We start from the raw sequence: 24,568 nt of genomic DNA, 5'->3' as shown, positions 1-24,568 counted from the left end.
TTCAGCCGCCGGAGAGGACCCTGACCAGGTCCTCGGCCGTGCGGCATCGGTCCAGAAGCTCCTTGACGTGATTTCGCGTTCCGCGTAGCGGTTCGAGGGTTGGGACGCGCTGGAGGCTGTCGCGCCCGGGGAGGTCGAAGATGACGGAGTCCCAGGAGGCGGCGGCGACGTCGTCGGCGTACTGGTCGAGGCAGCGCCCCCGGAAGTACGCGCGGGTGTCCTCCGGCGGCTGGGAGCGCGCGCGCTCGACCTCGCCCTCGTCCAGCAGCCGCTTCATGCGCCCACGGGCCACGAGCCGGTTGTAGAGGCCCTTCTCGGCGCGTACGTCGGCGTACTGGAGGTCGACGAGGTGCAGGCGCGCGGCGTCCCAGTCGAGGTCGTCGCGGCGCCGGTAGCCCTCCATGAGTTCCTTCTTGGCGACCCAGTCGAGTTCGCCGGCGAGGCTCATGGGGTCGTTCTCCAGCCGGGTGAGGGTGTCCTCCCAGCGCGCGAGGACGTCCTTGGTCTGGTCGTCCGCGTCGGCGCCGTAGCGTTCCTCGACGTACTTGCGGGAGAGCTCGTAGTACTCCATCTGGAGTTGTACGGCGGTGAGGGTGCGTCCGCTGCGGAGGGTGACGAGGCGCTGGAGGCTGGGGTCGTGGGAGACCTGGTGGAGGGTGCGGACGGGCTGGTCGACGGCGAGGTCGACGGCGATGAAGCCGTCCTCGATCATGGACAGGACGAGCGCGGTGGTGCCGAGTTTGAGGTAGGTCGAGATCTCGGAGAGGTTCGCGTCGCCGATGATGACGTGCAGGCGCCGGTATTTCTCCGCGTCGGCGTGGGGTTCGTCGCGGGTGTTGATGATGGGCCGCTTGAGGGTGGTCTCCAGGCCGACCTCGACCTCGAAGTAGTCGGCGCGCTGGCTGATCTGGAAGCCGTGTTCGTGGCCGTCCTGGCCGATGCCGACGCGTCCGGCGCCGGTGAAGACCTGGCGGGAGACGAAGAAGGGCGTGAGGTGGCGCACGATGTCGGAGAAGGCGGTCTCGCGCTTCATCAGGTAGTTCTCGTGCGTGCCGTAGGAGGCGCCCTTGTTGTCGGTGTTGTTCTTGTAGAGGTGGATGGGCTGGGCGCCGGGGAGTTGGGCGGCTCGTTCGGCGGCTTCGGCCATGATGCGTTCGCCGGCCTTGTCCCAGAGGACGGCGTCGCGCGGGTTGGTGACTTCGGGCGAGCTGTACTCGGGGTGGGCGTGGTCGACGTAGAGGCGGGCGCCGTTGGTGAGGATGACGTTGGCGAGGCCGATGTCCTCGTCGGTGAGCTGGCTGGCGTCGGCGGCTTCCCGGGCGAGGTCGAAGCCCCGGGCGTCGCGCAGGGGGTTCTCCTCCTCGAAGTCCCAGCGGGCCCGGCGGGCCCGGTGCATCGCCGCGGCGTATGCGTTGACGATCTGGGACGAGGTGAGCATGGCATTGGCGTTGGGGTGGCCGGGGACGGAGATGCCGTACTCCGTCTCGATGCCCATTACTCGCCGTACGGTCATGCGGCCCTCCTTGCCCGGCGGCGCCCTTCGTGGGCGGCGCTCAAGTACCGCTGGTGCTGCGGTGCGTGTGCGGTGCCCGTCCCCGCACTGTGCGACTCGGCGGTACGGAAGAGCCTAGAACGCCTGCGCGCCGTCGGGGAGATCATTTGCGTCATTGCATGCCTCCGGCTTGTGGCCGGTTTTTCAGTTGTGCCTGCTGCAACTGTGTTTTTCCGTGGGTAAAACAGGGCGGCTGCGAGTGCCCCGGGGGCACCCGCAGCCGCCCTGTCTTCTTACAGGTACTGTCCGGTGTTCGCCACCGTGTCGATGGAGCGGCCGGTGTCGGCCCCCTGCTTTCCGGTGATGAGGGTGCGGATGTAGACGATCCGCTCGCCCTTCTTTCCGGAGATGCGGGCCCAGTCGTCCGGGTTGGTGGTGTTGGGGAGGTCCTCGTTCTCCTTGAACTCGTCCACGCATGCCTGGAGGAGGTGGGAGACGCGCAGGCCCTTCTGTTCTTTCTCCAGGAAGTCCTTGATCGCCATTTTCTTGGCGCGGCCGACGATGTTTTCGATCATCGCGCCGGAGTTGAAGTCCTTGAAGTAGAGAACTTCTTTGTCTCCGTTGGCGTAGGTGACTTCGAGGAAGCGGTTTTCCTCGGATTCGGCGTACATGTGCTCGACGGCGGTCTGGATCATGCTGTCGACGGTGACCGTCTTGCTGCCGCCGTGTTCGCCGAGGTCGTCGGCGTGCAGGGGGAGGCGTTCGGTCAGGTACTTGCCGAAGATGTCCTTGGCGGCTTCCGCGTCGGGGCGCTCGATCTTGATCTTCACGTCGAGTCGGCCGGGGCGCAGGATGGCGGGGTCGATCATGTCCTCGCGGTTGGAGGCGCCGATGACGACGACGTTCTGCAGGCCCTCGACGCCGTCGATCTCGGCGAGGAGCTGGGGGACGATGGTGTTCTCGACGTCGGAGCTGACGCCGGAGCCGCGGGTCCTGAACAGGGATTCCATCTCGTCGAAGAAGACGATGACGGGGGTACCCTCGCTGGCCTTCTCACGCGCCCGCTGGAAGACGAGGCGGATCTGGCGCTCGGTCTCGCCGACGTACTTGTTGAGGAGTTCGGGGCCCTTGATGTTGAGGAAGAAGCTCTTGCCGGCGGCCTGGCCGGTGACCTCGGCGACCTTTTTGGCCAGCGAGTTGGCGACGGCCTTGGCGATGAGCGTCTTGCCGCATCCGGGGGGTCCGTAGAGCAGGACGCCCTTGGGCGGGCGCAGTTCGTGCTCCTTGAACAAGTCCGGGTACAGGTACGGGAGTTCGACGGCGTCGCGGATGGCTTCGATCTGTCCGCCGAGGCCGCCGATCTGCTCGTAGCCGATGTCGGGGACCTCTTCGAGGACGAGTTCTTCGACCTCGCTCTTGGGGACGACCTCGTAGACGTAGCCGGAGCGGGGTTCGAGGAGCAGGGCGTCGCCGGGGCGGATGGTGACGTCGAGGAGTGGTTCGGCGAGCCGGACCACTCGTTCCTCGTCGGTGTGGCCCTGGACCAGGGCGCGTTCGCCGTCCTCCAGGATCTCCTTGAGGGTGACGATGTCGCCGACGCTCTCGTACTCCATGGCCTCGACCACGTTGAGTGCTTCGTTGAGCATCACTTCCTGGCCGCGCCTGAGGTCGTCGAGGTCGACGCTCGGGCTGACGTTCACGCGGAGTTTGCGGCCGCCGGTGAAGATGTCGGCGGTGCCGTCCTCGGTGGCCTGGAGGAAGACTCCGAAGCCGGCCGGGGGCTGGGCGAGCCGGTCGACCTCTTCCTTGAGGGCGACGATCTGGTCGCGGGCCTCGCGGAGTGTGTTGGCGAGTCGTTCGTTCTGGGCGGACACGCCGGCCAGGTTGGTCTGTAGCTCGACGATCCGCTCTTCGAGAATCCTCGTGTGCCGCGGAGAGTCGGCGAGCTTGCGGCGCAGGACGGCGATCTCCTGCTCAAGGTATGCGATCTGCCCGGACGGGTCGTCGGACCCTCGTCCCGGGCGGATGCCGCGGTTCATGTCGTCGTCGTGGGCTGCCACGGTCCTCACCTCCTCCATGGGGAGCTGGACGCTTCCAGACCCTACCTGGGTGGGTGTCGGTTGAAACCCCTAGATCACAAAGACGGTCGGGGTGTGTCCGATCTTCACCCTTGCGCTCTCCCTCACGCCAGGGGAATACCCACCGAACATGATTGGGAAGCCGGTCCAGGTAGGGTCGAAGTGTTCAACGGCGGTCAGAGCCTGCATGGTTCCCGTGGGGCTCGGTGTTAAACGGCGGGAGTCGCGGGAGAGATGGACGTGCTGCGGGAGGCCGGTGTCGCCGGTGACGCTCTGGAGGTCTGGATCGACCAGGATCTCTGCACGGGGGACGGGATCTGCGCGCAGTACGCGCCGGATGTGTTCGAGCTGGACATCGATGGTCTGGCGTACGTGCGCGGGGCGGGTGACGAACTGTTGTCGGAGCCGGGCGCGGTGGTGCCGGTTCCGTTGCCGTTGCTGACGGATGTGGTGGATTCGGCTCGGGAGTGCCCGGGTGAGTGCATCCATGTGCGGCGTGTTTCGGACAGGGTGGAGGTGTACGGCCCGGACGCGGAGTGAGCGTTCACTCACCCCGCGTCGGTGCGGCTTCCCGGGTGGCTCGTTTCAGACGGTGCGCGTGCCCGCGGGGGTCGAGCGGACGAACCTGTGGTCCTTCCATCGCCACTGGGCCTCGCTCTTGACGTCGGGGCAGCAACGGGGCACGTCCGACGTGGAGTAGCCGAGCAGGGAGGCGCGGACGGCGCCGTCGGTGACGGCGACCGAGGTGACCGTGTTGCCGTCCTTGGGGCCGACGAGGGTGGCGACGACGCGCGGGGCGTCGTCCTTCGCGCCGCGCGTGATGACGTACACGGAGTCGGGCGGGGTGCCCATGGGGGCGTCGCAGTGGACGACGGCGACGGTTTCCGGCCGTCCGTCGCCGTCCAGATCGCCGGCCGCCTGTTTCACGACGAGGGCTTTGACGGGGCCGCAGTCGAGGGGGAAGTCCACGCCGGCGACCGAGGGGGCGACGGCGGCGGGTCTGTCGTCCGCGGTCGTCCCGGCGGTGGGCTGGGCGGCGGTCGCGGGGTCGGGCTGGATCACCGAGGAGAGGGCGACGACGCCGGCGAGCGCGGTGGCGGTCGCGAGCCAGTGGATGGGGCGGGTGTGGGTGTGGGCCAGTTCCGGGACGACGGGTTGCTGCACGAGTGCGCGTCTCCTGAGGGGGCTGTGCCGAAAGGGGGCGGTGCCGAAGAGGGGCGGGAGTGCCAGCATCGTGCCACAGGGGGGCGGGGCGGTGGAACGGTGGGGGTGAGGGCCGTGCGGCTCGCCAACAGGTCGGCGCCGCGGCCCGGTTCCGGTTGACGGGAACTGGGCCGCGGCGCCGTACGCGTGCGCCGGGCTAGCGGTCTCCCGTGCCGCCGTCGGCGTTGGGGCCCGTGTAGTCCTCGCCGTAGGCGCCCTTGGCGGGGCGGCGGCGGCGCATGGGGGGCTCGACGCCGTCCGCGAGGCGGCGGGCGGTCAGGAGGAAGCCGGTGTGGCCGATCATCCGGTGGTCGGGGCGGACGGCCAGGCCCTCGATGTGCCAGTTGCGGATCATCGACTCCCAGGCGGTCGGCTCGTTGAAGGAGCCGATCTCGCGGATGGACTCGACGGTCCGCGCGAGCTGGGTGGTGGTCGCGACGTAGCAGCAGAGGATGCCGCCGGGGACGAGGGCCTTGGAGACGGCCTCCAGGCACTCCCAGGGAGCGAGCATGTCGAGGATGACGCGGTCGACGTCCGTGTCGGACAGGTTGTCCTGGAGGTCGCCCACGGTGAGCTGCCAGGCGGGGTGGGGGCCGCCGAAGTAGCGCTCCACGTTCTGCTGGGCGATCTCCGCGAAGTCCTCGCGGCGCTCGTAGCTGTGCAGCATGCCCTGGTCGCCGATGGCGCGCAGCAGGAAGCTGCTGAGCGAGCCGGAGCCGACGCCGGCCTCGACGACGCGCGCGCCGGGGAAGATGTCGGCGAAGGCGAGGATCTGCCCCGCGTCCTTCGGGTAGACGACGGCTGCCCCGCGGGGCATGGACAGGACGTAGTCGGGGAGCAGGGGGCGCAGCGCGAGGTAGGCGACGTTCCCGGTGGTGCGGACAACGCTGCCCTCGGGTGCGCCGATCAGTTCGTCGTGCGGGAAGGAACCCTTGTGGGTGTGGAAGTTCTTCCCGGCTTCGAGCGTGAACGTGTAGTGACGGCCCTTGGGGTCGGTCAGCTGAACCTGGTCCCCGACCTTGAAGGGCCCGCGCCTGCGGGCGGCACCGGTCGGTTCGGACATGTGAACAGCCTACCGGGGTTTGTGGAGGCCGCCGACCACCGTCAGCTGGGGCGGGCCATGGCCCTCACGAAGGCGCGTTCGACGTCGGCGGCGGACAGGACGCCGTAGATCTCGCCGGTGTCCTCGACGACCAGGTACTCGGTGGCGGGGGTGGCGCGCAGGACGTCGAGCAGGTCCTCGCCGGCGAGTTCGGCGGAGACGCGCATGCCGTCGGTGAGGTCCTGGGCGAGGCCGCTGACGGCGACCCAGGGGCGGCGGTGCTCGGGGACGCCGACGATGGCGGCCTCGCGGACCAGCGAGAGGGGTTCGCCCTGGGCGTCCACGACGACGAGGGCGCGCGCGCCCGCGGAGTTCGCGCGGCGCAGGGCCTCGGAGAGGGGGGTGTCCGTCTCGACGGGGACCGCGCGGCGGGTGAGGTTGCGGGCGCGCAGCTCCGGGAGGTGTTCGCGCAGGCGCGCCATGCGCAGGCTGTTGCCGGCGCCGGTCCAGATGATCGCGGCGAGGATCGCGGCGAGCAGGGCGTCGGTGACGGTGTCCATGCCGACGCTGTCCTCGGCGGTGGTGCCGAGCGCGCCGGACTGGGTGAGCAGGGGCAGGCCGATCAGGACGGAGACGGCGAGCGCCCTGCCGACCCAGGCGGCGGCGATGGTGCCGGTCATCGGCTTGCCGGTGATCTTCCAGACGACGGCGCGCAGCATCCGTCCGCCGTCCAGGGGGAGGCCGGGGAGGAGGTTGAAGATCGCCACGATGAGGTTGGAGATCATCAGGCCGGCCAGCAGGACGCCGGGGACCGTGCCGGGGTCGACCAGCAGCATCGCCAGGTAGAACACGCCGGACAGGACGAGGGACAGCAGCGGGCCGACGAACGCGAGCCAGAACTCGCGGCCCGGGGTCTCCGCCTCCTTCTCGATCTCCGAGACGCCGCCGAAGAACTGGAGCTGGATGCGGCGGACCGGGAGCTTGAAGCGGAGGGCGGCGACGGTGTGGGCGAGTTCGTGGACCAGGACGGAGGCGTAGAACGCGACGGCGAAGAACAGGGCGACGAGGTAGCGGCCCGCGCCGAGTTCCGGCAGCACGCGGTCCAGTTGGCCGCCGAACACCCAGGTGATCAGGGCGGCGACCAGGAACCAGCTGGGGGCGACGTACACGGGCACGCCGAAGGGGCGGCCCATCAGGATGCCGCTGCGGGGTTCGCGCGCTTTCTCGGCTTCCTTCTTGCCGGCACCACCGGTGCTGCTCGCTCCGCCGGTGCCGCTGTGGGCGTGGGGGCGGTCGGGGTGCAGGTCGGGGGTGAGGGCCGGGGGCTGGGGCTGGGTCCGGGGGGTCGCGGGGGGTTCGGCCTCGGGGCCGGGGGTGGCAGGGGGTTTCGCGGGGAGGCGGATCTGGCGTGTGGCGTCGTCGTGAGGGGGGTCGGCGGGGGTGGTATCCGCTTTCTCCTCTTGCTCCTCCGGGGCCGGGGGCTGGGGGGACTTGGCCGCCGGGGGTGGGGTCGGGTCGTCGGCCGGGGTGTCGGCTTCGTCCGTCCGGGAGTCGGCGGGCGCGGGAGGGGTGGGCTGCTCGTCGGACGGGCGGGGGGTCTCGTCCGACTGCGGTGTGGGGTCGTCGGAGGGGTGCTCGGTCGGCTGTTCGTTGTCCGGCCGCGGCTGGCCGCTCCCGCCGCTTTCCACCACGGTGTCCCCTCGATCGAAAGGTCTCCCGCTCCTGCCGGGCGGAAGGGTCTTCGACCGATGGTATGCGGCCGTCGCGGCGCGTTCCGCCCCGGCACCCCCTGTGTTTGCCCGCCCGTCGGGGTCGGGACGGCGGGAGTGGGTGACTGTCAGTGGTGGGTCGTATGGTCTGGGGCATGGAGAGCAGCAGCGAGGGTGTGGCAGAGGGGCGTGACGGGGTGGGTGCGCGGGCGTGTGTGCCGGAGGGGGAGGCCGGGGGCGGGGTGGCCGCTTCCGGCGTGACTGCTTCCGGGAGAGCCGCGGACGCGGTGGCGGCTCTGCTCGCGCGGGTGGGTGGGCCGGGTGGGGAGTCCGCGGGGGCCGCGCGTGCCGGGGGGTCTGCGGGGGGTTCGCATGTCGAGGGGGCTGCGGACGGTGTGCTGTCCGCCGTCGGTCGTGGCGCGGCCGTCTCGGAGGGGTCCGCCGGCGCTGCGGCCTCCCCTGTCGTCTCTCCCCCGGCGGGCTCTCGGTCTCGTTCCTCCGTGCCCAGTTCGCTTTCTCCTTCGCGGGCCAGTGACTTCATGCAGTGTCCGCTGCTGTACCGGTTCCGGGTGATCGACCGGCTGCCGGAGAAGCCGAGTGAGGCGGCGACCCGGGGGACGCTGGTGCACTCGGTGCTGGAGCGGCTGTTCGACGCGCCGGCCGGGGAGCGGACGGTGCCGAGGGCGAAGGGGTTGGTGCCGGGGCAGTGGGAGCGGCTGCGGGAGAGCCGTCCGGAGGTCGCCGAGCTGTTCGCGGACGACCCTGAGGGGGCGCGGCTCGCGCGGTGGCTCGGGGAGGCGGAGGGGCTGGTGGAGCGGTGGTTCACGTTGGAGGATCCGACGCGGTTGGAGCCGGCCGAGCGGGAGCTGTTCGTCGAGGCCGAGCTGGATTCGGGGCTGACGTTGCGCGGGATCATCGACCGGGTCGACGTCGCGCCGACGGGTGAGGTCAGGATCGTCGACTACAAGACGGGCAAGGCGCCGCGCCCCGAGTACGCGGAGGGGGCGCTGTTCCAGATGAAGTTCTACGCGCTGGTGGTGTGGCGGCTGAAGAAGGTGATCCCGCGCCGGCTCCAGCTCGTGTACCTCGGCAGTGGCGACGTCCTCACGTACGACCCCACTCCCGCCGACCTCGAACGCGTCGAACGCAAGCTCCTCGCGCTCTGGGAGGCGATCACCGAGGCCACCCGCACCGGCGACTGGCGTCCCCGCCCCACCAAGCTCTGCGGCTGGTGCGACCACCAGTCCCACTGCCCGGAATTCGGCGGCACACCCCCGCCGTACCCCCTCCCCCTCCGGGAACCCCAGCCCCAGCAGTAGCCCGCCCGCTCCCTCTCCCCAGCGGAGGGGCCGGCCCCGGGCCCGGGAGGGCGCGAGGGCCGGGAGAGTGTGGGGGCAGGGAGAGTGTGGGGGCAGGGAAGACATGGGGGCGGGGAGGGTGTGGGGGGGGGCCGAGAGAGCCCGGGGGCCGAGAGGGCCCGGGAGGACATGGGGCGGGGAGGGCATGAAGCCCGGGAGGGCGTGGGGCCACCGCAGGAGGTGCTGGCGACGCCGGGAGGCCGAGGCCGGTGTCCGAGGGCCCTCGGTGTCGCCGGGGGTCGGGCCCGGCGTCCGGGGCGCGGACGTTCCTGAGCCGTGGAGGCTGTCCGGGCAGGGACCGGCGTCCGAGGTCCCTTGGCCGCGGCGGGCGACAGTCACCGTGCCGGGGACCGGCGGACCCTCCCCCGTGCGGCCGGCGTCGGCAGCACCTCGTGCAGCGGTCCCACGCCCTCCCGGGCCCCCGCACTCTCCCCGCCCCAGCCTCACCCCTATACGCGTTCCCATCCCAGCCTCCACAGCCCCCCTGACTCCCCCGACGCCCCCTCCCCAGCCCGGTCGGGTCTTCACCGTTCGTACAAGGCAGAATGGGCCCGGACGAGCGAAGGAGACTTTCGTGGCCATCCGCGTCCTACTGGTCGATGACCAGCCGCTGCTGCGTACCGGCTTCCGGATGATTCTGGAGGCGGAGCAGGACATCGCGGTCGTGGGGGAGGCCGGTGACGGTCTTCAGGCATTGGATCAGGTGCGGGCGCTGCAGCCCGATGTGGTGCTGATGGACATCCGGATGCCCCGGATGGACGGTGTGGAGGCGACCCGGCAGATCACGGGCCCGGAGCGGGACGGCCCGGCGAAGGTGCTGGTGCTGACGACGTTCGACCTGGACGAGTACGTGGTGGAGGCGTTGCGCGCGGGGGCCAGCGGTTTCCTGCTGAAGGACGCGCCCGCGAACGAGTTGGTGCAGGCGATCCGGGTGGTCGCGGCCGGCGAGGCGATGCTCGCGCCGAGCATCACGCGACGGCTGCTGGACAAGTACGCGACGCACCTGCCGTCCGGCGACGACCCGGTCCCCAACACGCTGCACACGCTGACGGACCGTGAGGTCGAGGTGTTGAAGCTGGTCGCGCGGGGCCTGTCGAACGCGGAGATCGCGGCGGACCTGTTCGTGAGCGAGACGACGGTGAAGACGCACGTGGGTCATGTGCTGACGAAGCTGGGGCTGCGGGACCGGGTGCAGGCGGCGGTGTACGCGTACGAGAGCGGGTTGGTGCGGCCGGGCGCGCAGTAGAAGCACCGGCAGTAAAAGCACTGCTTGGACGACCGACGCGGGGTGCCCCTTCGGGAAAGGGGCACCCCGTCGTCGTCATGCGGAAGGCTTTCAGCCCTTGCTGAGTTCCCAGAAGCGGAAGACGGTCGACGCGTCGAGGCAGTACTCCAGGCCGTAGACGTTCTCGCGGGTGACGGCGTACTGCTTGGCCTGCCAGACGGGCAGGACGGGGAGCTGGTCGGCGACGATGTCCTGGAGGTGGCCGTAGTCGCGGTCGGTGGCGGCGCGGTCGGTGACGGCGGCGGTGCGGGGGATGAGCGTGCCGGTGATGGTCTCGTTCGTGTAGTGGTTGTTGAGGACGTTGCCCTCGCCGAAGAAGGGGGCGGTGAAGTTGTCGGCGTCGGGGTAGTCGGGGACCCAGCCCTTGACGTAGACGCCGTACTTGCCGGCCTCGATGTCCTTCTCGTACTTGTCGAAGGGGACGGACTTGACGTCGGCGTCGAACAGGCCGCTGGCGTTGAGCTGGCCGGCGATGGTCTTGAGCTCCTGGTCGGTGGCGGGGCCGTAGCGGGAGGGCGTGGACCAGAGGGTGAGCTTGACCTTGTCGGTGATGCCGCCTTCGCGCAGGGCGGCGGTGGCCTTCTCGACGGAGGGCCGGGCGCCGTAGCGGTCGAAGAAGGCGGTGTTGTGGCCGGTGATGCCCGCGGGGATGATCGAGAAGAGGGGGTCGGCGGTGCCCTCGTAGACGTCCTTGATGAGGGCGTCGCGGTCGATGAGGTGGGCGATGGCCTTGCGGACGGGGAGTTTCCCGGCGACGGGGTCCTTCATGTTGAAGACGAGGTGCTGGACCTCGGCGCTGGTGCCTTCGACGACGTCGACGCCCTTGCTGTTGTCGCTGTGCTGGACGTCGGTGATGTCGGCGGCGGTCAGGCCGCGGTAGGCGATGTCGACCTTGCCGTCGAGGAGGGCCTTCTTGAGGGCGGACTGGTCGCCGTGGAAGAACTTGAGGGTGACGCCGGAGTTCTTGACCTGGGCGTTGCCCTTGTAGTTCTCGTTGACGGAGAACACGGCCTGGTCCTTGTCGAAGGAGTCCAGCTTGTAGGGGCCGGAGCCGATGGCCTTGTCGTCCTTGCGCAGCCCGTCCGCGTCGTACTGCTCGTGGTTGACGATGGAGCCGGCGCCGGAGGCGAGTTTGCTGGGGAAGGTGGCGTCGGGGACCTTGAGGCGGAAGACGACGGTGTGTTCGTCGGGGGCCTCGACCTTGTCGAGCATGGGGAACATGATCGCGGGGCCGGACTCGTCGTTGATCTTCAGCATGCGTTCGAAGGAGAACTTGACGTCCTCGGAGGTGAGGGAGTCGCCGTTGCTGAACTTCAGTCCGGACTTCAGGGTGCACTCGTAGACCTTGGTCTCGGTGTCGCTGAAGGTGCATTCCTTCGCGGCGTCCGGTTCGGGGTCGGTGCCGCCCTTGGGGAAGGAGAGGAGGGACTGGAAGACGTTGTTGAACAGCAGCCAGGAGCCGGGGTCGTAGCCGGAGGCGGGGTCCGTGGCGAGGACGTCGTCGGACATCCCCATGACCACGGAGGAGCCACTGCCTCCGGAGGAGCCGCTCTCGGAGCCGCAGCCGGTCAACAGGCCGGAGGCGAGCCCTGCCACGATCGGGAGGACCGGCCACTGGGTGCGCTTGTTCACGTGTACGTGCCTTGTCGTCGGACGCGGAGGTCTCGGGGTGGTTCTGTACGAGGTTAGTGGGCGTCCGCGCGTCGACTTGCGGGGAGCGGAGTTGACGGTTCCTCACGCTGTGGAGCCGAAAGCCGACGGATCGGAGAATCGGGCCCGGCATGTTTCGTGCAGCGGTTCATGAATCGGGACACTTGGGCGGGCCGGTCCGGGCCGGAAAAGGCTTTTGTGAGTGGGGAACGTCACATGAGGGGTGGGGCGGTGTTTCGGCCGTTCCCCCGGAATTCGGGGCGTGCCGAATTCCGTTCCGGTGCCTTCCGTCGCCTTCCGTGAATTGCCTGGCCACCGGCGCTGTCCCGCTTTCCGGTCAGTGGGTGACGAGGGCGCGCAGGAATGTCACGTCGACGTGTTCCAGGGACGGGACGACGGTGCGGCGGGCGGCGGGGGCGATGGGTGCGACGGAGGGTACGGCGACGACCTGGCAGCCCGCGGCCTCGGCGGCGGCGACGCCGGTCGCGGTGTCCTCGACGACGGCGCATCTGGCCGGATCCACGCCGAGGCGGGTGGCGGCGAGGAGATAGGGCTCGGGGTGGGGCTTGGTGCGGGTGACCTCGTCGCCGGCGACGCTGAGGCGGAAGTGGTGGGGGCCGAGGGCGGTCAGGACGCGGTCGATGATGCGCCGGTGGGAGGCGGAGACCAGGGCGGTCGGCACGTCGTGCGCGGCGAGTTCGGTGAGCAGGCGGGCGGCGCCGGGCATGAGGGGCAGGGCCTGGCCGATCAGCTCCTCGAAGCCGTCGTTGAGCAGGCCGGAGAGTTCGTCGAGGGTGATGTCGGCGCCGGTGGCCTCGATGAGGAAGCCGGCGCTGCGGCTCATGGGTCCGCCGACCACGACGTGCCGCCAGGCGTCGTCGAGGGTGTGGCCGAGGCGTTTGAAGATCTCGACCTCGATGTCCCACCAGAAGCCTTCGGTGTCCACCAGGGTGCCGTCCATGTCGAGGAGGACGGCCTGGAGGGCGGAGCCCTCGGCGGTGATCGCTGCGGGTGCGGGGACCGTACTGGTCATCCACTGCCTCCTTGGAGGGACGAGCAGGCCGGTCGCGGTCCCTGCTGTGCGCAGAGGGGCGACCGGCCTGCGGTGGACCGACCAGTGTACGACCGGATCGATCCGTGCGCGTTTTGTTTCCGGGCCCGGGTCTTTACAGACGCGGTGGCGGGCCGGAGGGTTCAGCGCGCGTTGAAGTACTTCGCCTCCGGGTGGTGGAGGACGATCGCGTCGGTGGACTGTTCGGGGTGGAGCTGGAACTCCTCGGAGAGGTGGACGCCGATGCGTTCGGGCTGGAGGAGTTCGGCGATCTTGGCGCGGTCCTCCAGGTTGGGGCAGGCGCCGTAGCCGAGGGAGAAGCGGGCGCCGCGGTACTTGAGGTCGAACATGTCGGTGATCTCGGCGGGGTCCTCGCCGCCGAAGCCGAGTTCGGCGCGCACGCGCGCGTGCCAGTACTCGGCGAGGGCTTCGGCCAACTGGACGGACAGGCCGTGCAGTTCGAGGTAGTCGCGGTAGGCGTTGGCCTCGAAGAGCTTGGCGGTCTCCTCGCCGATGCGGTTGCCGACGGTGACGACCTGGAGGCCGACGACGTCGACCTCGCCGGACTCCTCCGGGCGGAAGAAGTCGGCGAGACACAGGCGCCGGCCGCGGCGCTGGCGGGGGAAGGTGAAGCGGGTGCGTTCGTTGCCCCGGTCGTCGAGGATGATCAGGTCGTCGTCCTTGGAGACGCACGGGAAGTAGCCGTAGACGACGGCGGCTTCGAGGAGGTTGTCGGTCTGGAGGCGGTCGAGGAGCCCGCGCAGCCGGGGCCGGCCCTCGTTCTCGACCAGTTCCTCGTAGGTCGGGCCGTCGCCGGCGCGGGCCTGCTTGAGTCCCCACTGGCCCTTGAAGAGGGCGCCTTCGTCGAGCCAGCTCGCGTAGTCCTTGAGGGGGATGCCCTTGATGATGCGGGTGCCCTCGAAGGGGGCCTTGGGCACCGGGTTGTCGGTGGCGACGTCGGACCTGACGTGCCCTTCTTCCTCGGTGTGCTCCTCGGTCTGCACGGCGCCGGCCGCCGCGCGGACCCGGCGCTGCTTCAGCTCGGGCAGGGCGGCGCCGGGGACGCCGCGTTTGACGCCGATGAGGGCGTCCATGAGACGCAGTCCCTCGAAGGCGTCGCGGGCGTAGCGGACCTCGCCCTCGTAGAGCTCGTGGAGGTCCTGTTCGACGTAGGCGCGGGTGAGGGCGGCGCCGCCGAGGATGACGGGGTAGTTGGCGGCGAGGCCGCGCTGGTTCAGCTCCTCCAGGTTCTCCTTCATGATCACGGTGGATTTCACGAGGAGTCCGGACATGCCGATGACGTCGGCCTTGTGTTCCTCGGCGGCTTCGAGGATCGCGGAGACGGGCTGCTTGATGCCGAGGTTGACGACGTTGTAGCCGTTGTTGGAGAGGATGATGTCGACGAGGTTCTTGCCGATGTCGTGGACGTCGCCGCGGACGGTGGCCAGCACGATGGTGCCCTTGCCGTCGGCGTCGGACTTCTCCATGTGGGGTTCGAGGTGGGCGACGGCCGTCTTCATGACCTCGGCGGACTGGAGGACGAACGGGAGCTGCATCTGGCCGGAGCCGAAGAGTTCGCCGACGACCTTCATGCCGTCCAGGAGGGTGTCGTTGACGATGTCGAGGGCGGGGCGGGTCTGGAGGGCTTCGTCGAGGTCGGTCTCCAGGCCGTTCTTCTCGCCGTCGATGATGCGGCGCTTGAGGCGTTCCTCCAGGGGCAGGGCGGCCAGTTCCTCGGCCTTGCCGGCCTTGAGGGACTTGGCGGTGGCGCCTTCGAAGAGGGCCATCAGCTTCTGGAGGGGGTCGTATCCCTCGGCGCGGCGGTCGTAGATCAGGTCGAGGGCGGTGGTGACCTCTTCCTCGCTGAAGCGGGCGATGGGCAGGATCTTCGACGCGTGGACGATCGCGGAGTCGAGGCCGGCCTTGACGCATTCGTCGAGGAAGACGGAGTTGAGGAGGATGCGGGCGGCCGGGTTGAGGCCGAAGGAGATGTTGGACAGGCCGAGGGTGGTCTGGACGTCGGGGTGGCGGCGCTTGAGTTCGCGGATCGCCTCGATGGTGGCGATGCCGTCCTTCCTCGACTCCTCCTGGCCGGTGCAGATGGTGAAGGTCAGGGTGTCGATGAGGATGTCGGACTCGTGGATGCCCCAGTTGCCGGTGAGGTCGTCGATGAGGCGTTCGGCGATCTCGACCTTCTTCTCGGGGGTGCGGGCCTGGCCCTCCTCGTCGATGGTGAGGGCGATGAGGGCGGCGCCGTGTTCCCGGGCGAGCTTGGTGACCTTGGCGAAGCGGGACTCTGGGCCGTCGCCGTCCTCGTAGTTGACGGAGTTGATGACCGCGCGTCCGCCGAGCTTCTCCAGGCCGGCCTGGATGACGTCGACCTCGGTGGAGTCGAGGACGATGGGGAGGGTGGAGGCGGTGGCGAGGCGGCCGGCGAGTTCGTCCATGTCGGCGACGCCGTCGCGGCCGACGTAGTCCACGCAGAGGTCCAGCATGTGGGCGCCCTCGCGGATCTGTTCGCGGGCCATCTCCACGCAGTCGTCCCAGCGGGCCTCCAGCATGGCCTCGCGGAACTTCTTGCTGCCGTTGGCGTTGGTGCGCTCGCCGATCGCCATGTAGGCGGTGTCCTGGCGGAACGGGACGGTCTGGTAGAGGGAGGCGGCGCCGGGTTCGGGGCGCGGGTCCCTGGTGGTGGGGGTGATGTCCCGGACGCGGTGGACAAGCTGGCGCAGGTGCTCGGGGGTGGTGCCGCAGCAGCCGCCGATCAGGCTGAGACCGTAGTCGCGGACGAACGTCTCGTGGGCGTCGGCGAGTTCGGGGGCGGTGAGGGGGTAGCTGGCGCCGTCCTTGCCGAGGACGGGGAGACCGGCGTTCGGCATGCACGACAGGGGGATGCGGGAGTTGCGGGCGAGGTAGCGCAGGTGCTCGCTCATCTCGGCGGGGCCGGTCGCGCAGTTCATGCCGATCATGTCGATACCGAGGGGTTCCAGCGCGGTGAGCGCGGCGCCGATCTCGGAGCCGAGCAGCATGGTGCCGGTGGTCTCGACGGTGACGGAGACGATGATCGGGACGTCCAGGCCGGCGTTCTCGCGGGCGCGCTGGGCGCCGATGACGGCGGCCTTGGTCTGCAGGAGGTCCTGGGTGGTCTCGACGATCAGCGCGTCGGCGCCGCCCTCGATCAGGCCCTCGGCGTTCTGCTGGAACGCGTCGCGGATGGTGGTGTATCCGACGTGGCCCAGGGTCGGGAGTTTCGTGCCGGGGCCGATGGAGCCGAGGACCCAGCGTTGGCGTCCGTCCCTCGCGGTGTACGCGTCGGCGGTCTCGCGGGCGATCCGCGCGCCCGCCTCCGAGAGTTCGTGGACGCGTTCGGGGATGTCGTACTCGGCGAGCGCGGCGAAGTTGGCGCCGAAGGTGTTGGTCTCGACGCAGTCCACCTCGGCGTCGAAGTACGCCTCGTGGACCGAGCGGACGATGTCCGGGCGGGTGAGGTTCAGGATCTCGTTGCAGCCCTCGAGGTTCTGGAAGTCCTCCAGAGTCGGCTCCTGGGCCTGGAGCATCGTGCCCATCGCTCCGTCGGCGACCACCACGCGGGTGGCCAGTGCCTCTCGGAGCGCGGACACACGGGTCCGGCTGTCGGCGGAAGGGGTCGGCGGCACAGAGGCCATGTAAGGGCTCCCTCAGGTGCGACGGCTGTCGGCTTTCCGCTCAGCGTAGCGGGGAGGGGGCCTCCACCGTCAGTGCGTTCCACGGGACGGAATGGTGGGGGTCGAGCGATTCTCGGGCGGGCTGGGGGTTGAGGGGGCGGGGTTCGTGGAGGTGGTGGGGGTGGTAGGGGGGTGGCCGGGGGTGGGGGTGGGGGTGGCAGGGACGGGGGCCGACGGGGGTGGGGTTTCTTCGGGTGGTGCCGTGTTGTGGGTTCAGGGGCGTGTTCCGGAGAAGGTCCGCGAGGCCGGTTCGGGTTTCTCGGGGTTGCGTGGGGATACTTCGGGGGTTCTGGTGGGTGGCCGGTGGGCGGACCGGGGGGCGACACGCGGTGACCGGGCATTGGCAGGAGGTCGGCATGGACCGGTAGTGTTCGGCATTGCCGAACGGTGGCTGTGTGTGGGGTCATCGGGTAGACGGCCGGTGTGGACGAACGGCGGCCGGGGTCGGCGTGAGCCGGTCGAAGGGGACGGAGGCAGGACGGCGATGGCACGGAACATCCAGTCGCTCGAACGGGCTGCCGCGATGCTGCGGCTCCTCGCGGGCGGCGAGCGGCGGCTCGGCCTGTCGGACATCGCCTCGGCCCTGGGGCTGGCGAAGGGCACGGCGCACGGCATCCTGCGCACCCTCCAGCAGGAGGGGTTCGTGGAGCAGGACGACGCCTCGGGCCGCTACCAGCTGGGCGCGGAGCTGCTGCGGCTGGGCACGACCTATCTGGACGTGCACGAGCTGCGCGCGCGGGCGCTGGTGTGGACGGACGACCTGGCGCGCGCGAGCGGCGAGAGCGTCCATCTGGGCGTGCTGCACCAGCAGGGCGTGCTGATCGTGCACCACGTGTTCCGGCCGGACGACAGCCGGCAGGTGCTGGAGATCGGGGCGATGCAGCCGCTGCACTCGACGGCGCTGGGCAAGGTGCTGTCGGCGTACGACCCGGTCGCGCACAGCGAGGCGCTGGAGACGGAGCGCAGGTCGTTCACGGACCGCACGGTGTGCGACGCGAAGGCGTTCGAGCAGATCCTCGACATCACGCGCGCGCGTGGGTACGCGGCGGATGTGGAGGAGACCTGGGAGGGCGTCGCGTCGGTCGCGGCGCCGGTGCACGACCGGCGGCGGATGCCGGTGGGCGCGGTGGGCATCACGGGCGCGGTGGAGCGGGTCTGTCCGGACGGCGAGCTGCGGCCGGAGCTGATCGCGGCGGTGCGGGACTGCGCGCGTGCGGTGTCGCGGGATCTGGGCGCGGGCCGGTTCTGAGAAGTACCTGAGAGGTCAACCGGGACGTCGGGCGACGTTCCGGTTCTCGGCATACCCTGAACCGGACATAAGCGGTCAGACGCGGACCGAACTCGCGAAGATCAATAACCCATGACTATCAATAACGATCAGGTTTCCGATAACAGAACCCTTGACTCACGCGTGACGCCGGAGCAAGACTCCCGTCCATCGGTCGGCATTGTCGAACACCTACCGGCAATACGCGCTAGAGTGTGACAGTGCCAAGGGCCGGCATCGCTCTCACCCCCGAGGGCGCGGAATCCCCGGAGGGACCCGGGGTTCGGCTTCCCCTGGACGAAGGACAAAGGAGTCGCGGGTGTCCAGCTCCGACATCTTCATCGGCGAGACCATCGGTACCGCCATACTCATCCTGCTCGGCGGCGGCGTGTGCGCCGCCGTCACGCTGAAGGCCAGCAAGGCCCGTAACGCCGGTTGGCTCGCCATCACCTTCGGGTGGGGTTTCGCCGTTCTGACGGCCGTTTACACCTCCGCGCCGCTCTCCGGCGCGCATCTCAACCCGGCCGTGACCCTCGCGCTCGCGCTCAAGAAGGACGGCATCGACTGGAGCGACGTCCCGGTCTACTGGGGCGGCCAGCTGCTCGGCGCCATGATCGGCGCGGCCCTGGTGTGGATCGCGTACTACGGCCAGTTCCTGGCGCACCTCACCGACAAGGAGATCGTCGGCGAGCCGAAGACCAAGGCGGTCGAGGCGCAGGAGAAGGGCGCGGGCCCCGTGCTCGGCATCTTCTCCACCGGCCCGGAGGTCCGGGTGGCCTGGCAGAACGTCGCCACGGAGGTCATCGGCACGATCGTGCTGGTGCTCGCGGTCCTCACGCAGGGTCTGAACGGCGACGGCAAGGGCCTCGGCACGCTGGGCGGCCTGCTCACCGCCCTCGTGGTGGTCTCGATCGGTCTCTCCCTCGGTGGCCCGACCGGCTACGCGATCAACCCGGCCCGTGACCTCGGCCCGCGCATCGTGCACGCGCTCCTGCCCCTGCCCAACAAGGGCGGCTCCGACTGGAGCTACGCCTGGGTTCCCGTGGTCGGCCCGCTCATCGGCGGCGCCATCGCGGCGGGCATCTACAACGTCGCGTTCGCTTAGGCAGCCGCGGAGTTCACCCGTACGAGGTACGGGTTTTCGAAACTCTCGGCGAACGCCGATCGTCAAGCCCCATAACCACGGAATCCCAGGAGCACACAGTGACCGACTCCCACACCACCGGCCCGTTCATCGCCGCGATCGACCAGGGCACCACCTCCAGCCGCTGCATCGTCTTCGACAAGGACGGCCGGATCGTCTCCGTCGACCAGAAGGAGCACGAGCAGATCTTCCCGAAGCCGGGCTGGGTCGAGCACGACGCGAACGAGATCTGGACGAACGTCCAGGAGGTCGTCGCCGGCGCCATCGCCAAGGCGGGCATCACGCGCGACGACATCAAGGCCATCGGCATCACCAACCAGCGCGAGACGACGCTGCTGTGGGACAAGAACACCGGCGAGCCCGTCCACAACGCGATCGTCTGGCAGGACACGCGCACGGACGCGCTCTGCAAGGAGCTGGGCCGCAACGTCGGCCAGGACCGCTTCCGCCGTGAGACCGGCCTCCCCCTCGCCTCCTACTTCGCCGGCCCGAAGGCCCGCTGGCTGCTCGACAACGTCAAGGGCCTGCGCGAGCGCGCCGAGGCGGGCGACATCCTCTTCGGCACCATGGACAGCTGGGTCATCTGGAACCTGACGGGCGGTGTGAACGGCGGCCGGCACGTCACGGACGTCACCAACGCGTCCCGCACGATGCTGATGAACCTGCACACCCTCGCGTGGGACGAGAAGATCGCCGAATCCATCGGCGTCCCGCTCCAGATGCTCCCCGAGATCCGCTCCTCCGCCGAGGTCTACGGCGAGGTCACCGGCGGCTCGCTCGGCGAACTGCTCGGCGGCATCCCGGTCGCCTCCGCGCTCGGCGACCAGCAGGCGGCCCTGTTCGGCCAGACCTGTTTCTCCGAGGGCGAGGCCAAGTCCACGTACGGCACCGGCACGTTCATGCTGATGAACACCGGCGAGAAGATCATCAACTCGTACTCAGGACTGCTCACCACGGTCGGCTACCGCATCGGCGACGAGGCCCCGGTCTACGCCCTGGAGGGCTCGATCGCGGTCACCGGTTCGCTGGTGCAGTGGATGCGCGACCAGATGGGCCTCATCTCCACCGCCGCCGAGATCGAGACGCTGGCCCTGTCCGTCGAGGACAACGGCGGCGCCTACTTCGTCCCGGCGTTCTCCGGCCTGTTCGCCCCGCACTGGCGCTCCGACGCCCGCGGTGTGATCGCCGGCCTGACCCGGTACGTCACCAAGGCGCACCTCGCGCGCGCCGTCCTGGAGGCCACGGCCTGGCAGACCCGTGAGATCACCGACGCCATGACGAAGGACTCCGGCGTCGAGCTCGCGGCCCTCAAGGTCGACGGCGGCATGACCTCCAACAACCTGCTGATGCAGACCCTCTCGGACTTCCTGGACGCGCCGGTGGTGCGCCCGATGGTCGCCGAGACGACCTGCCTCGGCGCCGCCTACGCCGCCGGTCTCGCCGTCGGCTTCTGGACCAGCACCGACGACCTGCGCGCCAACTGGCGCCGGGCCGCCGAGTGGACCCCCCGCATGGACGCGGAGACCCGCGACCGTGAGTACAAGACCTGGCTCAAGGCCGTCGAGCGGACCATGGGCTGGATCGAGGACGAGAGCTGAAGCGAACCCCCCGCACAAGCTCTGATGAGGAGTAAGAACCCGACATGACCAGTCAGCCCACCCTCCAGACCGTGCCTGCCCTGGGTACGCACCCGGCCTCCGCCGCCAACGCGAGCCGCGCCGAGACCCGGGAGCAGCTTTCCAAGGCGTCGTACGACCTCCTCGTGATCGGCGGCGGCATCCTGGGCATCTCCACCGCCTGGCACGCCGCGCAGTCCGGTCTGCGGGTGGCGCTGGTCGACGCCGGTGACTTCGCCGGCGCCACCTCCTCCGCCTCCTCCAAGCTGCTCCACGGCGGTCTGCGCTACCTGCAGACCGGCGCGGTGAAGCTGGTGGCGGAGAACCACTTCGAGCGGCGCGCGGTGTCCCGTCAGGTGGCCCCCCACCTGGCGAACCCGCTCACGTTCTACCTGCCCGTCTACAAGGGCGGGCCGCACGGCGCGGCGAAGCTCGGGGCGGGCGTCTTCGCCTACTCGGCGCTCTCCGCGTTCGGTGACGGCGTCGGCCACCTCCTGTCCCCCGCGAAGGCGGCGCAGGACGTGCCGGAGCTGCGCACCGAGAACCTGAAGGCCGTCGCGGTCTACGGCGACGACCAGATGAACGACGCGCGCATGGCCCTCATGACGGTCCGCGCGGCCGTCGAGGCGGGCGCCGTCGTCCTGAACCACGCCGAGGTCACCGGCCTGCGCTTCACCAACAGGCGGGTCACCGGCGCGGACCTCAAGGACCGGACGACGGGCGACGAGTTCGGGGTCAACGCCCGTCTGGTGCTGAACGCGACCGGCCCGTGGGTGGACCACCTGCGCAAGATGGAGGACCCGAACGCGGCGCCCTCCATCCGCCTCTCCAAGGGCGCGCACCTCGTCCTGAAGCGGACCTCCCCCTGGAAGGCCGCGCTCGCCACGCCGATCGACAAGTACCGGATCACGTTCGCGCTGCCGTGGGAGGACATGCTGCTCCTCGGCACGACGGACGAGGAGTACGAGGGCGACCCGGCGGACGTCGCGGTGACCGAGAAGGACACCGCGCAGATCCTGGACGAGGCCGCGTTCTCCGTCCGGGACCAGCAGCTCGCCCGCGAGAACATCACGTACGCGTTCGCCGGTCTGCGCGTGCTGCCGGGCGGCCCCGGGGACACGGCCAAGGCCAAGCGCGAGACGGTCGTCACCGAGGGCCGGGGCGGGATGCTGTCCGTCGCGGGCGGCAAGTGGACGACGTTCCGGCACATCGGGCGCACGGTCATGCAGAAGCTGGAGTCGCTGCCGGGCCACCCGCTGGGCGACGACTTCGAGCCGATCTCCTCGCTGCCGAAGAAGCTGCCCCTGCCGGGTGTGGCCAACCCGCGCGCGGTCGCCCACCGTCTCCTGGTCGACAGCCCGGCGCCCGGCCCGCGCATGGCCGCCGACACGGCCAAGCACCTGGCGACGCACTACGGCTCTCTCGCGTTCGACATCGCCCGCCTGGCGAACGAGAACCCGGAACTGGCCGAGCGCGTCCACCCCGACGCCCCCGAGATCTGGGCGCAGGTCGTCTACGCCCGGGACAACGAGTGGGCCGAGACGCAGGACGACGTCCTGCGCCGCCGCACCACGCTGACGATCCGCGGCCTGGCCACGGACGAGGTGCGGGCGAAGGTCCAGGACCTGCTCGACAAGAAGTAACCCGCACGACCCGAAAGGGGCGGCACCTCCGGCTTGGGCTCCGGGAGGTACCGCCCCTTTCGCGGTGTTTCAGGCCGACTGCGGTGTTTCAGGCCGACTGGGACACGAGCTGACGTACCGACTCCACATCCGTCAACTCCGCGCGCCGCACGATCAGTTCGCGGCCCAGCAGCAGCGCCCTGCGCGACGCCGGCACCGGGTCCGGCAGCGTCGTCAGGTCCGTCAGGTGGGCGAAGCCGATGATGCGACGGACGATCTCGGTGCCGGCGTACCCCACCGACTCCGTCCAGACCCGGCGCAGGAACCGGTCGAGGTAGGCGTCGTCGAAGAACCCGTCCACCCGGGTCGGCCACAGGCGGCGGAACTCGGACTCGAACGCCTCCCAGGACAGCCGGAGTTGGTCCGCGTGGTCGGTCAACCGGCCCAGTTCACGCGCGCGTTCCTCGGAGACGAGCGCGTTCGCCCAGTACAGGCCGAGGTCGTAGCCGATGGGGCCGACGAAGGAGAACTCCGGGTCGAAGACGCGGACCACGGGGGAGCCGTCCCGCTCCCCCACCATGACGCTGCCGGTGTGGAGGTCGCCGTGCAGAAGGGCCTGCGCGCTGGTCATGAACGTGTGGCGCAGGTCGGCGACCTCGGTGCGGAGCACTGCGTCCGCGCGGAACGCGGCGGCGAGGTCGGTCAACTCCGGGAGCCAGTGGTTGTGTTCGTGCTCGATGTAGGGCTCGGACAACACCACATCCTCGGTGATCTTGCACAGCTCGGGGCTGACCGACGCCGCGATCAGCGCCTTGCGTTCGGCGGACGGCATACCGAAGTCGCTGGTGGTGAAGGTGAGTTGCGCGACGAACTCGCCGATGCGGGCGGAGGTGTCCGGGCCGTAGGGGGCGCCCTCGTTGAGGAGCGTGCGCAGGACTTCGAGGTCCGACATGTCCTCCATGACGAGGGCGAAGTTCTCGGGGTCGTAGCCGTGGATCGCGGGAATCTTGTCCGGGGCGACCTTCGCGACCTGCTCGTACGCGCGGGCCTCGGCGTCGGCGCGGTCGGGGTTCATCGGCCAGGACGGGCCGGCGACGCGGACCCAGGGCAGCGCCTGCTTGACGGCGAGGCTGCGGCTGCCGTCGGCGGAGGAGGCGAGGAAGACGCGGTTCATGTTGCCGTCGGAGACCTCGCGGACGTCGATGTCGCCCAGGTCGTCCCAGTGGCCGCGCTCGTTGAGGTAGGCCGGGACGTCGGCCGGTTCCAGGATGCGGTAACCCATGCAACTTCCTTAAGCGGTGCGGCGCTTGGACAGGGTGAAGCTGAAGACGAGGGCCAGGATGAGGACCGCGCCCTCGACGACGTCCTGCGTGTAGTACGGCAGCCCCTTGATGGTGAGGCCGGTGGTGATGATGCCGATGAGGACGGCGCCCAGCGCGGTCCCCCACACGTTGGGGCGGCCCCGGCCGAGCACGGACGTGCCGACGAGCGCGACGGCGACGGCTTCGAGGAGCTGCGAGGTCCCGGCGCTGACGTCGCCCTGCCCGATGCGGGAGGCGAGGATGAGGCCGCCGATCGAAGCGAGGACACCGGAGATGACGTAGGCGAGCGCACGGTAGGCGCCGACGCGGATGCCGGCCAGCCGGGACGCCTCGGGGTTCGCGCCGATGGCGTACAGGACGCGGCCCCAGCGGGTGCGGGCGAGGAAGACCCAGGCGGCGACGGTGAGCCCGCCGAAGATCAGCACGGAGACGGGGATCCCGAACACGGTCCCCCGGTCGATCTTCAGGAACCCGGCGGTGAACTTGCCGGGCGCCGTCGACCCATCCGACATGGTCATGCCCGGCGTGATCGACTGCCCGTCGACGAGGATCAGCTTGCTGCCCTGGATGACGAACATCGTGCCCAGCGTGGCGAGCATGTCGGGGATCTTCAGGACGACGATCAGCAGCGCGTTGAGCAGCCCCGCGAGCGCGCCCGCGATGATCACGGCGACGATCGCGACGGCACCGACCTGGTTGTGGACGACCATCGTCTGCGCGGCGACGGACACCCCGAGCCCGGCGACCGCGCCGACGGACATGTCCATCCCGCCGACGGCCATCGTGAGGGTGACGCCGAGGCCGAGGATCGCGGCGACGGAGACGTAGCGCAAGGTGTCGAGGAGGGTCGCCGACTCGCGGAAGGAGCCCTCGCTGAGCGCGAAGTACAGGAACAGCGCGACCGTCACGAAGATGAACCCGTACTTGATGACGGCGTTCTGGACTCGCAGGCCCACGGGTGCGGTGAGCGGGGTCGCCGCCTTCACCGGGGTCTCGGTGCTCTGGGTGGTGGTCATGACGTCTTT

General features: G+C 69.8%; 17 protein-coding genes. 7 read left to right on the top strand and 10 right to left on the bottom strand.

Going from position 1 to position 24,568, the window contains the following annotated elements; translation table 11 throughout:
- Window position 1: 1 nt before the first annotated feature.
- The gene (gene dop, locus IAG44_RS32275) at window positions 2-1,513 is read right to left on the bottom strand and encodes a depupylase/deamidase Dop (protein WP_343075755.1); all 1,512 of its coding nucleotides are present in this window, start codon (window positions 1,511-1,513) and stop codon (window positions 2-4) included.
- 272 nt (window positions 1,514-1,785) lie between these two features.
- Window positions 1,786-3,552: a proteasome ATPase gene (arc, locus tag IAG44_RS32270; RefSeq protein ID WP_187750610.1), complete on the bottom strand. Its 1,767-nt coding sequence runs from the start codon at window positions 3,550-3,552 to the stop codon at window positions 1,786-1,788.
- Window positions 3,553-3,804: 252 nt separating this feature from the next.
- Between arc and IAG44_RS32265 the strand changes: the two genes are divergently transcribed.
- Entirely contained in the window at window positions 3,805-4,110 is a 306-nt protein-coding gene (locus IAG44_RS32265) for a ferredoxin (protein ID WP_187750609.1), read from the top strand.
- Window positions 4,111-4,155: 45 nt separating this feature from the next.
- Here IAG44_RS32265 and IAG44_RS32260 read toward each other — a convergent pair whose 3' ends face one another.
- The 3 genes from IAG44_RS32260 to IAG44_RS32250 form a co-directional block, all read right to left on the bottom strand.
- Window positions 4,156-4,734 carry a hypothetical protein gene (locus tag IAG44_RS32260; RefSeq protein WP_187750608.1) on the bottom strand — a complete coding sequence of 193 codons (579 nt, stop codon included), beginning with the start codon at window positions 4,732-4,734 and terminating at the stop codon, window positions 4,156-4,158.
- A gap of 196 nt (window positions 4,735-4,930) precedes the next feature.
- Window positions 4,931-5,836: a tRNA (adenine-N1)-methyltransferase gene (locus tag IAG44_RS32255; RefSeq protein ID WP_187750607.1), complete on the bottom strand. Its 906-nt coding sequence runs from the start codon at window positions 5,834-5,836 to the stop codon at window positions 4,931-4,933.
- 41 nt (window positions 5,837-5,877) lie between these two features.
- A complete protein-coding gene (locus tag IAG44_RS32250) occupies window positions 5,878-7,506 on the bottom strand; it encodes a site-2 protease family protein (protein ID WP_187750606.1) in 1,629 nt (542 codons plus the stop codon).
- A gap of 557 nt (window positions 7,507-8,063) precedes the next feature.
- Between IAG44_RS32250 and IAG44_RS32245 the strand changes: the two genes are divergently transcribed.
- Both IAG44_RS32245 and IAG44_RS32240 read left to right on the top strand, forming a co-directional pair.
- Entirely contained in the window at window positions 8,064-8,843 is a 780-nt protein-coding gene (locus IAG44_RS32245; RefSeq protein ID WP_246562203.1) for a RecB family exonuclease, read from the top strand.
- Between the two features lie 613 nt (window positions 8,844-9,456).
- On the top strand, window positions 9,457-10,128 hold the full coding sequence (locus IAG44_RS32240) for a response regulator (RefSeq protein ID WP_187750605.1): 672 nt from the start codon (window positions 9,457-9,459) through the stop codon (window positions 10,126-10,128).
- Window positions 10,129-10,218: 90 nt separating this feature from the next.
- On the opposite strand, the gene IAG44_RS32235 is transcribed toward IAG44_RS32240, so the two are convergent.
- From IAG44_RS32235 to metH, 3 genes are all read right to left on the bottom strand, one after another.
- Window positions 10,219-11,799 carry an ABC transporter substrate-binding protein gene (locus IAG44_RS32235; RefSeq protein WP_187750604.1) on the bottom strand — a complete coding sequence of 527 codons (1,581 nt, stop codon included), beginning with the start codon at window positions 11,797-11,799 and terminating at the stop codon, window positions 10,219-10,221.
- Window positions 11,800-12,154: 355 nt separating this feature from the next.
- On the bottom strand, window positions 12,155-12,850 hold the full coding sequence (locus IAG44_RS32230; protein WP_187750603.1) for an HAD family hydrolase: 696 nt from the start codon (window positions 12,848-12,850) through the stop codon (window positions 12,155-12,157).
- A 161-nt stretch (window positions 12,851-13,011) separates the two neighbouring features.
- On the bottom strand, window positions 13,012-16,533 hold the full coding sequence (gene metH, locus IAG44_RS32225; RefSeq protein ID WP_187750602.1) for a methionine synthase: 3,522 nt from the start codon (window positions 16,531-16,533) through the stop codon (window positions 13,012-13,014).
- A gap of 523 nt (window positions 16,534-17,056) precedes the next feature.
- Between metH and IAG44_RS32215 the strand changes: the two genes are divergently transcribed.
- From IAG44_RS32215 to IAG44_RS32200, 4 genes are all read left to right on the top strand, one after another.
- Window positions 17,057-17,821: an IclR family transcriptional regulator gene (locus tag IAG44_RS32215; protein ID WP_187750601.1), complete on the top strand. Its 765-nt coding sequence runs from the start codon at window positions 17,057-17,059 to the stop codon at window positions 17,819-17,821.
- 337 nt (window positions 17,822-18,158) lie between these two features.
- Window positions 18,159-18,944 (top strand): MIP/aquaporin family protein, encoded by a 786-nt coding sequence (locus IAG44_RS32210; RefSeq protein ID WP_187750600.1) that lies wholly within the window; start codon window positions 18,159-18,161, stop codon window positions 18,942-18,944.
- A gap of 98 nt (window positions 18,945-19,042) precedes the next feature.
- Window positions 19,043-20,581, top strand: a complete 1,539-nt coding sequence (gene glpK / locus IAG44_RS32205; protein WP_187750599.1) for a glycerol kinase GlpK — start codon at window positions 19,043-19,045, stop codon at window positions 20,579-20,581.
- A 44-nt stretch (window positions 20,582-20,625) separates the two neighbouring features.
- Window positions 20,626-22,242, top strand: coding sequence for a glycerol-3-phosphate dehydrogenase/oxidase (locus IAG44_RS32200; protein ID WP_187750598.1), 1,617 nt, complete (start codon window positions 20,626-20,628; stop codon window positions 22,240-22,242).
- Window positions 22,243-22,330: 88 nt separating this feature from the next.
- Here the strand turns inward: IAG44_RS32200 and mtnK are convergent, their stop codons facing one another.
- Window positions 22,331-23,503, bottom strand: coding sequence for an S-methyl-5-thioribose kinase (gene mtnK, locus IAG44_RS32195; protein WP_187750597.1), 1,173 nt, complete (start codon window positions 23,501-23,503; stop codon window positions 22,331-22,333).
- Window positions 23,504-23,512: 9 nt separating this feature from the next.
- Complete coding sequence (locus IAG44_RS32190; RefSeq protein WP_187750596.1) at window positions 23,513-24,559, bottom strand: ABC transporter permease; 1,047 nt, start codon at window positions 24,557-24,559, stop codon at window positions 23,513-23,515.
- Window positions 24,560-24,568: the final 9 nt, after the last annotated feature.

The organism is Streptomyces roseirectus, from assembly GCF_014489635.1.
Classification (GTDB): domain Bacteria; phylum Actinomycetota; class Actinomycetes; order Streptomycetales; family Streptomycetaceae; genus Streptomyces; species Streptomyces roseirectus.
Note: the sequence above shows the minus strand (reverse complement) of the source record. Positions and strands in the feature narration are given on the sequence as shown.

Bases quoted from the DNA above. Each gene is read 5' to 3' on its own strand.
- dop (WP_343075755.1), bottom strand. From the start codon at position 1,513: ATGACCGTACGGCGAGTAATGGGCATCGAGACGGAGTACGGCATCTCC.
- IAG44_RS32265 (WP_187750609.1), top strand. From the start codon at position 3,805: ATGGACGTGCTGCGGGAGGCCGGTGTCGCCGGTGACGCTCTGGAGGTC.
- IAG44_RS32255 (WP_187750607.1), bottom strand. From the start codon at position 5,836: ATGTCCGAACCGACCGGTGCCGCCCGCAGGCGCGGGCCCTTCAAGGTC.
- IAG44_RS32245 (WP_246562203.1), top strand. From the start codon at position 8,064: ATGCAGTGTCCGCTGCTGTACCGGTTCCGGGTGATCGACCGGCTGCCG.
- IAG44_RS32230 (WP_187750603.1), bottom strand. From the start codon at position 12,850: ATGACCAGTACGGTCCCCGCACCCGCAGCGATCACCGCCGAGGGCTCC.
- metH (WP_187750602.1), bottom strand. From the start codon at position 16,533: ATGGCCTCTGTGCCGCCGACCCCTTCCGCCGACAGCCGGACCCGTGTG.
- IAG44_RS32215 (WP_187750601.1), top strand. From the start codon at position 17,057: ATGGCACGGAACATCCAGTCGCTCGAACGGGCTGCCGCGATGCTGCGG.
- IAG44_RS32200 (WP_187750598.1), top strand. From the start codon at position 20,626: ATGACCAGTCAGCCCACCCTCCAGACCGTGCCTGCCCTGGGTACGCAC.
- mtnK (WP_187750597.1), bottom strand. From the start codon at position 23,503: ATGGGTTACCGCATCCTGGAACCGGCCGACGTCCCGGCCTACCTCAAC.
- IAG44_RS32190 (WP_187750596.1), bottom strand. From the start codon at position 24,559: ATGACCACCACCCAGAGCACCGAGACCCCGGTGAAGGCGGCGACCCCG.